Source organism: Paenibacillus sp. Y412MC10 (assembly GCF_000024685.1).
GTDB classification, from domain to species: domain Bacteria; phylum Bacillota; class Bacilli; order Paenibacillales; family Paenibacillaceae; genus Paenibacillus_AQ; species Paenibacillus_AQ lautus_A.
Window position 1 is genome coordinate 5,997,678 of the sequence record NC_013406.1, and the last position, 13,747, is coordinate 6,011,424.

The following is a 13,747-nucleotide window of genomic DNA, read 5'->3' on the forward strand; positions in this document are numbered from 1 at the left end:
AATTGGCATCACTCCGACCGATGCTTGATCATATTTTGTATGAGGATAACATTCCGACAGATGGGAGGGTACGAAAATGCCTGTACTAAACAGTCAAGCCAATGTGAAAAATTTCGGTGCAAAAGGTGATGGCGTTTCAGATGATACGTTAGCCTTCCAACAAGCGATCCAAGCGTGTGCCTCCGGTGCATATTCCGTCATCTATATGCCTAAAGGCCGATATCGCATAACGCAAACCTTGGTATTACCGAAACAGGAAAGGCCCAACACCAACGCCACGCAAGGAATTGGACTTACCATCTACGGGGACGGAATGTATGATAGCGGTATTATTTATACGGGAACAGACTTTGCCCTATACAGTGATAAAGACATGGCCGAGACTATCTTATTTAGGGATTTTTATATTAACCACGCTGCGGGTGGTGGCATCTATCTGCCGCAGGGCGCACACCAAATGTTTGAGCGTTTCTTCTCAAGCGCATGCGGTGAAGGAAAATTCGGAGTTTATATTCAGGGGATGCGAAGCGGGACGAATCCCACCTCGGGCTATGGAGGCTATATGATCTCGTTTCGCGATTGCCGTTTCTGGCAGGAGACGGGTTACTTGGGTACGGGCTTAAAGTTAGAGGATATTGTGTTGTGCACAACGATCGATAGCTGTTTCTTCTCCAGGTCTGTGCGAAATTACCCCCATCTGGAAATTGTGAATTCGGACAGCATTCATATTACCTCAACGGCCTTTGAGAGGAGCGAACAAACCGTCCCCCCTGCTTCTCCTGCAGAGGGACGCACCGAGGAAGATGTCATGAGGGATGCGATTGCGGCGAATCAAGTGATGACCGCCCCACTCATCAAGCTGGATAATGCCCGTGCCGTTTCGATCGAAGAATGCCACGCGGAAGCGACCTATGAGAGCTTTGTGGGAATTTACGGACATACGTCAGGCGTGTGGATTGACGGATGCCGTCTGGATCACTACGCGATCACGGATTACAATCCCAATAAAGGATACATCGTCACCGTAGATCCGGGTTCTACGGCATCGCAGGATATCATCCTCGGACCGCGTAACTACCGGATTCAAGCCAATCATCCCAATACGACACACGGCACGCTTATCAAGGACCCTGTCGGCTGCGTAGTTGTCGAGAATATCGCGGACCGGACATCATTTCGGGATGCATTCTATTTAACGGAACGACGTACCGTACCTTATATCGGCTCCTCTGGCCATAACCTGCTTCGAAACCCGTCTCTCAGCGCCATGTTTACGAATGATGTCCCGTATTCCGTCGAACCTGACCCGGGTTTTGCCTTTAAACAAGCGGCTCCATCCGGCTGTATCGTCACTCAAAGTTCAACCGGCTCAAAGACCAAGCTCCGTATGAGAACCGTAGAACGTCTGCATAAGCATGAATATTACACCTTCGTGCTGTCTGGCACGAACCTGTCGGGGAAATCAACGCCGCTATTTATTGATATCGGCGGGGACACCAACGATCTGACTCTTATTCTTCCTTCCGGCTCCGAACGCTTTACCATTACGAAAACGTTCAAGAAATACTACACGGACATCGTCGACCTCGTGGTATACGAGCCGCTTAATCTCCAAGTCCATTCGATATTCGTGCTGCCGAATCTGGTAAATAACATTCCTTACGGGGAGGAAACGATCGCGAGTTCGGCTGTCTTTACCGAATTGGTTCGCTCCAGCAGCATGATCCTCAGTCCGTTGCCTGCGATACCGGCTGCTTCTGCTGCCCACCGCGGCCGAATCATCATGGTTGAGGACAGTAACGGGGTAGATTCGCTGTATATTTGCAAACAGCGTTCTAAAGGCGTCCATACCTGGATTAAGCTGGGTTAATCGACGTAGCGATGATCTATGCAATAACACGTAGAGAGGGTGAAGTCTTAACGTCTTCCCCCTCTTTTCATGCCCGCTATTTCATTGTCAGAGCCATAAAGCATAAAGCATCCATGCACTCATCGTCTCATTCGTTTCGATCCATATGCTCTTTAAGCAGTTGATGGATACGCTGGCGTTCCTTCTCGCTCACTTGATAATACCAGACACCGCCGATCTTCTGCCCGCCCCCCTGAATTTCGATCTGTTCAATGGTTTTCATATCCTGTCGATAGTCGGTTACAAACGTCTTCATTTCATCAAATCGGACGTCTGTCTTTACGCTTGACCCGACCTCCTTAAGCAAAGCTTCAAGCTTGAAGACCGTTGAAACGTCAAGCGCGTTGTTCAACACTTCTTTCACGATTTGACGCTGCCTGGAATTCCTGCCTAAATCGCCGCGGGGATCCTCATAACGCATCCGTGAAAAAGCCAATGCTTCCCGGCCGTTCAAATGCAGCCGTCCCTTGGCAAAATGATGGCCCTCATAATCAAATGCCAACGCGTTATCAATATCGACTCCGCCAAGCGCGTCTATGATGTTCGCAAAGCCCTCCATGTTGACTTTAACGTAATAATTCACCGGAAATCGGAGCCATTCCTCAACGGTCCGTACGGACATTTGGATGCCTCCGAACGCGTAGGCATGATTGATTTTATCCTCCGTGCCGCGGTCCGCGATGACTGTACGAGTGTCTCGAGGAATGTTAAACATCAGGATCGACTGTTTCGACGGATTGACGGACAGCATAATCATCGCGTCCGACCTTCCCCGGTCATTCGGACGTTCGTCTACTCCCAGCACAAGCACCGTAAAGGGCTCGCGCCGATCAATATCCGCCGTCTGGATTTCCTGCAGGATGGGATCGGCTGTTATAAAAGCGGGAGGCGATGAGGGTTCCCGCTGCTCATAAATTTGTTCAGCCGTCGCTTTGACGGACTGGTACACATACACACCATAACCGCCTGCCAACACGGTCAGACTCACGAGCGCTCCCGCCGTAATCTTCAGCCATTTTTTCATGCCTCGTCATCCTTTCCGATCTAACACTTCCCTCGGCCTCGATTTCATAGACCTCCAATATGTATATGCACTGACCAGCGTTATTCCGACCAATGCGGCAATCGAATCCAGGACAACATCCTGTGCCTTAAAGATACGGTACCCTGATGTGCTTTGATGCAGCTCGTCGCTAACGGCATACAACGCGCACAAGCACCATGACACAGGTATGACTATGCTAGCCCTGATTCGCAGCAAATTCGTCAACAGCAGCAGCAACAAGCCACCAAGGACGAAGTATTCCCCGATGTGGGCTGCCTTTCGGATAAAAAATTCAACAAAACCGGGCACACCCTTGGCATCGATGCTGACGATCTCTCCGGCATAAGTAAACGAAACCCATGAAAACCAATGTTCAATCGCCGCCTCTGGCAAGTGCTCCTGCAGCCACGGCCTTAGATCCTGCTGCTGGTACGACTGGGAGGAGAAGAAAAAAATGATGCTCATCCAAACGAAAACGATGACGATGATAAACAGGAGCCTCCTGCTCCTGTAGCTGCTTCTGTTTCTGCCCACGGCATTCTCCCCCGTCATGAAATTACCTTTGTCCTTAGACGAACTGGGTCATCTCTTCCCATTGAAAGGTTAACCGGATCGTATCCTCCTCCGATACTTCGGTACCGGATTGAACCTCAATGAATTCAAGATCTTCAAGCGCGCGAATCCCATGCAAGGTGCCGGCGGGTATTTTGAGCACATCCCCAGCCTGAACGGACTTTACCTGGTCTTGAATGCAGACTTCACCTGTACCGCTGGTGATCGTCCAGTATTCTTCGCGATGCAGATGATAATGATAGCTGGAATTCTTTCCTGCATCAATCCGAATCCGCTTGGTGAGAACCTCATGTCCGTTCTTATGCTTTTGCAGATCGAGTACACGGTACCATCCCCAGCGGCGTTCCTCATACATGGGCCGTTGTTCGATATGAGAAATAAATTCCTTCAACCGCGGGCTGGATGATTTCTCGGTAACCAGGATGCCGTCTGCGCCTGTGGCTACTACGACATTGGAGAGTCCCAGCACCGCTACCGGAATATCCAGTTCATTAATCAAATGGGTGTTGTAGCAATCGTCGCTGATGGTCCCTTTCCCGTTGATCGGCGATGGAATCTCCTCTGTAAGCGTGTTCCAAGTGCCCAGATCCTTCCAGCTCCCTTCATAAGGAACCACCACGACGCGCTGTGCCTTCTCGATCACCTCATAATCGAAGCTAATCTTCGAGAGCCTTGCATACTGTTTGGACATTTCCTCATATTGAATCGGCAGTCCCTTATCAATCAGAAGCTGGATCAGATAGTCCAGCTTAAAAGAGAACACGCCGCAGTTCCAATAAGCGGATTGAGCGATGTATTGCGAAGCCTGCTCTTCGCTTGGTTTTTCTTTAAAGCTTTTTACGTTGCGGTAACCACCCGAGGCATCCTCCGTCTGTTCAGGGAGAATATAACCGTACTTCTCCGAAGGATAGGTTGGCTTGACCCCCATAAGCGCTATATCCGCTCCGGACTCTTCCAAAACGCGATCCAAAGAAGATAATGTATGAAAGAACGGCTCCTCCACAAAAGGATCTACCGGCAGTACGGTAACGGTTTCCTGTAAATTGACGTTGGCTATGGAATACAGATACACGGCGGCTAGCGCGATCGCAGGGAACGTATCTCTGCGCTGCGGCTCTACGATGATCGGCACCCTGCCGGGAAGCTGATTTCGAATAATTTCAATCTGCGAAATGCCTGCGGCTATAAAGGATGAATCCGCCAAGTTGCTCCTCTGCAATTGCTTCCAAACGCGCTGCACCATGGACTCGGATTCTCCTTCTTCTCCAGGGAGCACCTTAAGGAACTGTTTGGAGCGAAGCTCGTTGGAGAGAGGCCACAGACGCTTACCCGAACCGCCGGACAATAAAATAATCTTCATCTTACTACTTCCCTCCATCCTTTTATCACAGCATCTATATGGACTGCAGAAGCGTCCGGTATTTGTCGATTGACTGAGCCTTAGCAAGATACCGTTCCAAATACAATCTTCCGCCACGTCCGGTCAATTCCAACGTTTCCGTACCGCATGCATACATATTCGCTATGTGCTGGGAGATTTCGCGGTATTGTTGCGGTTCCACAACGACTCCGCATCCGCTTTCCTTAATAAGGACGGCGGCTTCACTTCCTTGCTCAAGAACGCCGAGTATCGGTTTTCCGGCGGCCATGACGCCATAGATTTTGCTTGGAACCGAGACGCCCTTGATCCCTTTCTGATTGACGACCAAATGGACATCCGCAGCGCATAGAGAGTATTTGATGTTTTCTTTAGGCTGAAACGGAAGGAACCGAACATTCCGCAATCCCTTCTCCTCCACATATCGCTGCATCTCGGGCTTCATGGCGCCATCTCCGATAAAAACGAACAGGATATCCGGATGATCCTTAAAATCCGAAGCGACCCGTATAATGTTCTCCAGATCGTAATAAAGACCGAGATTCCCCGAGTACATCACGATAAATTTCCCCTGCAGATCATGATCTTTCAAAAACTTCGACACGTTAGCATCGCTGCGGGGCAGCGGCTTGATATCCTGCTCGTCGGTCCAGTTATTAATTACGCTGTTGCTCGGTACCCTGCGTCCACGAAAGCGGCTGTTCAGCGTCTCTTGCATGTCCTGTCCAACCGTGATGATATGGTCGGCTATACGGCAGCTCAAATTATCCATTCTCTTGGCCAGACGAAACAGCCATTTTCGATTCGTGTAACTGATAGCTTCGGCTTGCTCCGGATTAAAATCCATGATGTTGTAGACGAGTTTTCCGCGTTTCAGCACCTTGCCGATGGCGCCAATCAATCCGCCGATAATCGGTGGAGAAGATATCGTATAGATGACATCCACTTTCTTAATGCGAAGCAATGCGATAACAGCCAATAGAAAATAGGAGAGAATAAACAGGATGCGGCTGAATTTGCTTCGCTTATTCACTTGAGGAGTACGAAGACGGATAATCCGTATACGTTCCAGTTGATCGTATTCAAACATTCTTTTCTTCTGGACGTGATTTGCGTTTTCCGGCTGAACGGCGATAACCGTCACATCAAAATCATGCTGGAGCTCCAAACAAAGTTCAGTTAGCAGCTGCCCGGACGAAGCATAATCCGGATGAAAATAATTGGCCACAAACACGATTTCTTTTTTCATTTCATGTCCCCTTACTGTCTTGGAATGTTCTTTTCGCCGCCTGAATGAACGCTACCGGGATCCTTATGTATCAAACAGATCATGGTAAGGATCATTCCGTACGACAAGGTTTTATAGCTGACCTGAAACAACAAGCCGATAATGACAGGTACAAAGGCTGCCAGCATGTAGGGGAGCATGGTGATCGTAAACCGCTGAAGAGCCCTATACAGGATCCAGATCAGATAAATCATCAACACTGCAATCCCGATCAGCCCTCCCTTGAGCAGGAAAAAGCTAACCGCCGAATGAGTGTAGGATACAAGAATGTTGTTTACCGCCGGATCGTGAAACAGGCCTCCCCACCCCACTCCCAGCAGCATGGAATATGGAGAGGCGGACGTTTCAGCCAGTACGGCGGCGAGCTCATCCGTCTTTCCGTTCGCGCCGAAATCCTCCTGTTTGGATACCAACAATTCAAATGAGTTGGATATTTGCTCCTGGGCAAGCATCCCTGCGGCGACAAGAATGATCAGACCAATGATCAGCTTATTCATCGATTTGCGCGAGCTCACAATGAAGTAAACGGCAAAGCACAGCATAGCAAGCGCAAGCGGCGCGCGCTGCGCAACGGCCATGAGGGACCCGAGGGCCAGGAAACCGCCAGACAGCATCACGAGGCTCCCCAGCCAGCGAAACGGGCTGGAGCTTTTCCACGTATGAATCGCCATGATGGGAAGAAATACGCCGGCAAACGAAACGCTGGGATCATACGGAAGATACAAGAAATTATCAAAGTAATACATTCTGCCCACTTCGAGAGGGGAAATCTGTACAACCACGTAGAATCTGATGGATAAAATAACGCCCATTACGGAGATGATCCAAGGCAATATCGCAAGCCAATTGAGCGTTGAGCGTTTCATTGCCGGCAAGAGCAGGAGCGGAACGAATAGATACACACACGGAATCAAATCGCGAATAATATCCGTCATATCCCACCCATAAACAACACCGCCGTTCAGAAGCCCAATCCACAGCAAAAAGAAGAAGCCGGCATGAATAACGACAGGCACGGTTCCGTAATGGCGATATAACGAGAAACCGCCGCCCATCACAATGATTCCGGTCGGGATCGATACAAACAAGATCAGAAGAACAGCAATCAAAGCTTCTGTGATGCCGGGCTCCGCTGGAAAAGGGGAACTGAACAAGGCATATAACAGCAATGCTGCTATAAATCCGAATCCCCCCAAGTTGGCCACTGAGCTTCTGCCCCGATTATGCAATGTATCCGCAGGGAAACTCAGATTGTGATTCATGGGATTGACTCCTTATCTTTTAAGATCAGAACGGTGAGGAGCATTCCGTAGGAGAGCGTCTTGAAACTGGGCTGGAACAACAATCCGATCATGATCGGAACCCCGGCTCCAAGCATGTACGGGAGATTCTGCATGTTCACACGCTTTAAGCACTTCCATACAATCCAGCTCAGATAAGCCAAAAAGACTGTAATGCCGATAACCCCTCCCTTTAACAGGAAGAAGGTAAACGCCGAATGAGTAAACGAGACCTCGGACATGTAGGTCGGATCAAAAAACAGTCCCCCCCAGCCTATACCAAGCAGCAGCGTATACACCGACTTGGACGTTTCCTGAAGCACAGCCGCCAATTCATCCGTCTTCCCGTTCGCTCCGTAGTTCACCTGCTTGGATAACAGCAAATCAAACGAGCTCGTGATCTGCTCCTGGGCCAGAATCCCGGCTCCAATCAAGATCACGATAATGACGATCAACTTCCGTACAGACCTTCCGGAACTTACGCCGAAATACACCGCAAAGCATAGGGCAGCCAACCCGAGAGGTGCCCGCTGCGCTACGGCCATAAGCGAACCTAACGCCAAAAAACCGCCGATCAGCATGGCCAGGCTGCTTAGCCAACGGAGCGGATTCGTGCTTTTCCACGTATGCACGGCCATAATCGTCAGGAAGACGCCGGCAAACGAAACGCTCGGGTCATAAGGCAAATACAGAAAATTATCAAAATAATACATTTTCCCGATATCCAGCGGCGAAATGCGAACTTCCATATAGAATCTGATCGATAAAATAACGCCCATAACCGCAATGAGCCACGGAAGAATTGACAGCCATTTGAATTTGGAACGATTCATTGCGGGAAGCAGCAATAAAGGGACAAACAAATATACGCATGGAATAAGATCACGCAGGATATCCGTTGAATCCCAACGATAGATGACGCCTCCATTCAGCAGCCCCAGCCACAGCAGCACAAAAAAGCCCAGATGCAGCGGCATGGGTACGGTGTCATATCTGCGATACAGCGTAAAACCGCCGCTCATGACCAGAATTCCTGTCGGAAGCGAAACAAACAATACCAACAACGCCGCAATCACCACTTCCGTTATGCCAGGATTGGCTGGAAAGGGCGCGCTGAAGATAGCGTAAATCAAGAGGGCCAGAATAAAGGCAAGCCCCCCCATAATTCCTCCTCCAGTCGGGACCGGGGACAACTGATTACCGATAGCAGTACGGCCGTTCATGTCCCCTGGCTTACTTTCCGGAGCTCCGACATCTTGATTCCGATCTGCCAGTAATAAACCGAACGTGCGAAAGCATAGTGGAAGCCGGCGGAACCATCGAGAAACCCAAGCTTAATGATATAAGAGTGTATAAATGCAACCGCCCACTTCAAAGGCATCCGGTCGAACAGCTTCTTCTGGAGGCTTCGGATGAAAATTTGGGATTCGTTCAGGTTTCGAAAACCGCCATTGGTGCGCACCACCGCCTCCCAATCCGAATAACGGTTATGCTTCGCGAAATAATCAAACAGGGAATCATGATCATAGTGCACCATACAGCTGCTGAGCACCCCGGTACTTCCATCAATCTGAGGCTGATAATGCCCTTCCACTTCCCACATGTTCGACGCCGACAGATCGTCATGATCCAGAAATCTGCCTAACCGGCGGTGGAACAGTACCAGCTTATACATCCTGTGCCCGTGCTTCAGTACCTTGTTCATGAATACATAGTCATACGCCACGAAATAGCCTGCCGCCAAATCCCGCTTTTCTTGAAACAACCCCTCCATCTCGGCGACCAGCCGGGGGGTGGCTTCTTCATCCGCATCCACGTAAAACACGTAGTCATTGCGGAACGGCAGCTCCTCAAGGCACCATTGCTTTTTCTTCGGATATTGGCCATTCCATGTAAAATTGATGACATGTGCACCCATTTCCCGTGCAATGGCACATGTTCGATCCGTGCTGTTGGAATCCACGACGAACACCTCGTCAAAAGCGGATACCGAAGCCAAGCACTTGGCTATGTTTTTTTCCTCGTTCTTCGTCATGATAATGACGGACACCGGGATTTTATTTTTCATAGGAGAAGCGCACCCTCTTATAGAATTTAGGAAAGCTATGTTTAACCAAACGAACGCCCCATTGCAGCAGCGCGATCGCAGCGCGGAGGACGATTGGCATCCCGAGAATGGTTTTACGGATAAACCACTGGTCCCGCTGGCCTTGTTTATGCTGGGTTTGGGAGATACCGCCCTGCTCAAAAATGCATATGGGTTTACGGAGGTACGCTGCGGTCCCGCCCTGCAACAAGAGTTCCGCTGTCAGGGCATAATCCGCTCCGATCGGGTATTCCAGACGATATCTGATGCCGCTCAAACTCCCCCGCCTGAAAGCCATGGATTGGTGATGCGTAAACATGCCGTACCACATGCGCTTATGACTGCGGGCCGCCTTATACAACAGTTCACCCGACCGCGCTTCTTCAAGCGCATCGCCATACAGCAAATCGGGGAGATGATGCTGGATAGCTTGCACACGAAGCCGTTCGCCAATCGTATCATCATAAAATCGATCGCCGGAATTCATGAAGACAACATACTGACCATTGCAACATCCCAGCCCTTTATTCATCGCATCATATATCCCTTGATCCGGTTCACTGACAAAGGATACTCGTTCATCTTCAATATTCTGAAGAAAAGCCAGCGTGCCGTCATCCGAGTTGCCGTCAACGACGATCCATTCGAGCGAGCAGGATTGCGACTTCACGCTTTGCCACGTTTTGATCAGACCCTGTAGATTATTTCTGCAGACCGTGACTACGGAGAGAAAAACTTCAGATCTGTCTTCTACCCATTGAGTCCGTATCATTTGTAACTGGCTCCCTTTAATCGAACTTGCTGTTCCATGTTTTTGTTCCTGCCCGCCAGACGCATCAACTGACGTATCAGATCAACGGGGTGGAAATGCACCGAAATGCCGAGTCTTCGCCGCACCTCTACCCACATCCAACCGTTCTGCGCAAGCAAACCGCATACCATCACGACGGCAAGCGCAAACGGTCCCCATACATGAACGACCGTCACGGCCGCAATTACCGTCACGACACTGGTCATCAGCGTGATTCTCAGCATGGCCCGCTCATGGCCGGTTAAGGTCAGAAGGAGTCCTGAAGGGCCTGCGAATAAATTGATGAGCTGACCCAGCGACAAGACGGCCAGAATGGCATGACCTGAGCCATAGGCAGATCCAAATGCCAATTGAAGCACTTGCTCGCCCATCAACATAAAAACCATTCCAATGACGATTGCGGGCAGCGTAGATATGCCAACAATGATCCGGCCGGCATTTTGAATGCTCGGGAACTGGCCGCTGCCGAAATACTTGGAAATGATGCTTGTCATCAGCGTATTCATCAACACGACGAAGAAATTAAGCACGGCCATTAAGCGTACGGCTGCACCATAAATCGCCACTTCGCTCTCATCGTAAAAAACGCCCAGAATCCAGATATCGCTAGAGGTGAGCATGAACAGCGCGACGTTCGAAGCCATCATCGGGAGAGAGACGGCAAGCAGCTGCCTGGCGTTTGGCCCATGATCTGCGGCCGGCTCATTCGTTGGGTTCCGGAACCCTCCCTGGAGAAGCTTCAGCAATCTCCAACCGGCGACGAAGCAGCTAATCCCCATGCAGACCGTAACCAAGATGAGCGCATGCTCCAACGATAAGGATGAACGCCCCAGCCACATCAACAACCCTAAACCTGCCAGCATGAGAAAGTTGGACAAAACGCCGCTAAACAATGTAGCCTGCCTCACATCACCGTGTCCCCGAAAGGTTTCGGCCATTACATTTTGCAGAACCGTTAACATGATCCACAGCCCGGTCCATAACGCAGCCGATGCCATAATTTCCGAGCCCAAAACCCCTCGAAGCAGCGTCAGCTGCAGGAATGTATACAGTATGCCTGTACCGGCTGCTCCGATCATCGCAATCTTCAGAGACAGCAGCGCGGTTTTACGGGCCCATGTCTGCTTTCCTTTCTCCCTCTGCTCGGCCAAAAAACGTATGATGCTCTGGTTCAAACCCAGCGTGCCCACCACGCCGCCAAAAAAGGCGATATTGAAAGCCATCAAATAGGCGCCGAAGGCTGCCGTATTCAGTACCCTGGACAGTAAGATATTAATGAGCAGCGCGGACCCCGCAAAGAATGCCCGCCCTGCAAATATCCACAAACCGCCGTTGACCGTTCGATTACGGGTGAGTTTGCGAAGATCGTGAAACCTTTCTAACTTATGCCGCGTGCTGGACGATCGTTTGCTTCTCACACGTATGCCGCCGACAGCGCTTCTTGGTATTTGATCTCTGCGCGCACCCGCTTCATGTCCTCGTCTACCATCATCTTAATCAGCTGTTCAAAGCTGACCTCAAGCTCCCACCCGAGCTGCTCTTTAGCTTTTGTGCAATCGCCAAGGAGCAGGTCAACCTCTGCAGGACGCACGAATTCGGGATCAATGACGACGTAATCCTCGTAATGCAAGCCCACGTAAGAGAAGGCTACCTCGAGGAGTTCCCTTACGGTGTGCATTTCGCCCGTTGATATCACGAAATCGTCGGGCTGTTCTTGCTGGAGCATGAGCCACATGGCTTTGATATAATCCCCTGCAAACCCCCAATCCCTCAATGCATCCAGATTCCCCATTCGCAGCTCCTGCTGCAAACCATGTTTGATCCGGGCAACGGCATCCGTGACCTTCCTGGTAACGAACTCCAATCCCCTTCTGGGCGACTCATGATTAAATAAAATGCCGGAGCATGCGAACATCCCGAAGCTTTCGCGATAATTCACCGTAATCCAATGGCCGTATACCTTTGCTACGCCATAAGGGCTCCGGGGATAGAAAGGCGTTGTCTCTTTCTGAGGCGTTTCCACGACCTTGCCAAACATTTCGCTGCTGGACGCCTGATAGAAACGCGCCTCCGGCTTCACCAGCCGGACCGCCTCCAGCATATTGGTTACGCTGATCGCCGTCATTTGGCCCGTTGCCAGCGGCTGCGGCCAAGAAGCGGCTACATAGGACTGGGCTGCCAGGTTATACACTTCGTGCGGATCGGCGATACGGACCGCTTCGATTAACGAGGCGAGATCGGTCAGATCCCCGGATATCCAGTGAATCTTATCTTTAATATGGGTCACGTTCTCGTAATTGGGTGTGCTGGTCCGGCGGCGCAATCCAAAAACCTCGTACCCTTTGCTTAGAAGAAACTCAGCCAAATACGAACCGTCTTGACCGGTAACGCCAGTGATTAATGCTCTTTTCATATTGATCCTCCAACGGATTTACTGTAGATCTGTTGCGATTCTAAATAGTGCTCATAGGTTCGGGCCAATCCTTGCTCAAGGCTGATCGACGGCTTCCAGCCGAGGGCTGTCAGCTTGCTGACATCCACCAGCTTTCTGGGTGTACCGTCGGGCTTAGAGGCGTTATAGACAAAACTTCCGTCATAACCGACAGTGGAGGCTATGCTCTCTGCAAGTTCCCGGATGGACACATCCTCTCCGCAACCGATATTGACGATTGTATTCTCCTCGTAATGCTTCATCAGGAACAAACAGGCATCGGCAAGATCGTCAGCGTAAAGGAATTCGCGCTTCGGCTGACCGGTACCCCAAATTTCCACCTCGCGTTGACCTGTCTCCTTAGCCTCATGTATCTTGCGCAGCAGCGCGGGAAGAACATGGGAGGTTTCCAGATCGTAGTTATCGTTCGGGCCGTATAAGTTCGTAGGCATAGCCGAAATGAACCGGGTACCATACTGCCGATTGTACGATTGGCACATCGTGATTCCCGCGATTTTGGCAACGGCATAGGGCTCATTGGTAGGCTCCAGGGCGCCGGTCATCAAATATTCTTCCTTCATTGGCTGCGGAGCCAGTTTGGGGTAGATGCAGGTAGATCCGAGAAAGAGCAGTTTTTTTACCCCGTACCGATAGGAAAGATCAATGATATTATTCTGGATTAGAAGATTGTCCCGTATGAAATCCGCTGGGTAATCCCGGTTCGCAATGATACCGCCGACTTTGGCGGCAGCTAGAAACACATACTCTATCCCTTCACTGCTGAAGAAGCGTTCCACGCGATCACGTTCACGCAAGTCCAGCTCCTGGCTGGTACGGGTAACCAGGTTGCGATATCCTTGCAACTCCAATGCCCTGACAATGGCAGATCCCACGAGACCGCGATGACCAGCCACATATATTCGGGAATCCAAATTCATTACCGCCA

12 protein-coding genes are annotated in these 13,747 nt (G+C 50.4%); 1 reads left to right on the top strand and 11 read right to left on the bottom strand.

Going from position 1 to position 13,747, the window contains the following annotated elements; all coding sequences use genetic code 11:
• Positions 1–76: 76 nt before the first annotated feature.
• Positions 77–1,870, top strand: coding sequence for a glycosyl hydrolase family 28-related protein (locus GYMC10_RS26310; RefSeq protein ID WP_015737310.1), 1,794 nt, complete (start codon positions 77–79; stop codon positions 1,868–1,870).
• A gap of 127 nt (positions 1,871–1,997) precedes the next feature.
• Here GYMC10_RS26310 and GYMC10_RS26315 read toward each other — a convergent pair whose 3' ends face one another.
• Genes GYMC10_RS26315 through GYMC10_RS26365 form a run of 11 tightly spaced genes read right to left on the bottom strand, consistent with a single transcriptional unit; the run spans position 1,998 to position 13,739 of the window.
• Positions 1,998–2,933, bottom strand: coding sequence for an LCP family protein (locus tag GYMC10_RS26315; protein ID WP_015737311.1), 936 nt, complete (start codon positions 2,931–2,933; stop codon positions 1,998–2,000).
• Positions 2,934–2,939: 6 nt separating this feature from the next.
• Positions 2,940–3,488: a VanZ family protein gene (locus GYMC10_RS26320; protein ID WP_015737312.1), complete on the bottom strand. Its 549-nt coding sequence runs from the start codon at positions 3,486–3,488 to the stop codon at positions 2,940–2,942.
• Between the two features lie 34 nt (positions 3,489–3,522).
• On the bottom strand, positions 3,523–4,887 hold the full coding sequence (locus GYMC10_RS26325) for a sugar phosphate nucleotidyltransferase (RefSeq protein WP_015737313.1): 1,365 nt from the start codon (positions 4,885–4,887) through the stop codon (positions 3,523–3,525).
• Positions 4,888–4,921: 34 nt separating this feature from the next.
• Positions 4,922–6,154, bottom strand: coding sequence for a glycosyltransferase family 4 protein (locus GYMC10_RS26330; protein ID WP_015737314.1), 1,233 nt, complete (start codon positions 6,152–6,154; stop codon positions 4,922–4,924).
• Between the two features lie 11 nt (positions 6,155–6,165).
• Entirely contained in the window at positions 6,166–7,455 is a 1,290-nt protein-coding gene (locus GYMC10_RS26335) for a hypothetical protein (RefSeq protein ID WP_041622058.1), read from the bottom strand.
• Positions 7,452–8,636, bottom strand: coding sequence for a hypothetical protein (locus tag GYMC10_RS26340; RefSeq protein WP_015737316.1), 1,185 nt, complete (start codon positions 8,634–8,636; stop codon positions 7,452–7,454). Before GYMC10_RS26340 ends, GYMC10_RS26335 begins: the two co-directional genes overlap by 4 nt.
• A 56-nt stretch (positions 8,637–8,692) precedes the next feature.
• A complete protein-coding gene (locus GYMC10_RS26345) occupies positions 8,693–9,541 on the bottom strand; it encodes a glycosyltransferase family 2 protein (RefSeq protein WP_015737317.1) in 849 nt (282 codons plus the stop codon).
• The gene (locus GYMC10_RS26350) at positions 9,531–10,331 is read right to left on the bottom strand and encodes a glycosyltransferase family 2 protein (protein WP_015737318.1); all 801 of its coding nucleotides are present in this window, start codon (positions 10,329–10,331) and stop codon (positions 9,531–9,533) included. Before GYMC10_RS26350 ends, GYMC10_RS26345 begins: the two co-directional genes overlap by 11 nt.
• Positions 10,328–11,788, bottom strand: a complete 1,461-nt coding sequence (locus GYMC10_RS26355) for an oligosaccharide flippase family protein (protein ID WP_015737319.1) — start codon at positions 11,786–11,788, stop codon at positions 10,328–10,330. Before GYMC10_RS26355 ends, GYMC10_RS26350 begins: the two co-directional genes overlap by 4 nt.
• Positions 11,785–12,783: a GDP-mannose 4,6-dehydratase gene (gene gmd / locus GYMC10_RS26360; protein WP_009590886.1), complete on the bottom strand. Its 999-nt coding sequence runs from the start codon at positions 12,781–12,783 to the stop codon at positions 11,785–11,787. The genes GYMC10_RS26355 and gmd overlap by 4 nt, the downstream gene beginning before the upstream one ends.
• The gene (locus tag GYMC10_RS26365) at positions 12,780–13,739 is read right to left on the bottom strand and encodes a GDP-L-fucose synthase family protein (protein ID WP_015737320.1); all 960 of its coding nucleotides are present in this window, start codon (positions 13,737–13,739) and stop codon (positions 12,780–12,782) included. The genes gmd and GYMC10_RS26365 overlap by 4 nt, the downstream gene beginning before the upstream one ends.
• Between the last annotated feature and the right edge of the window lie 8 nt (positions 13,740–13,747).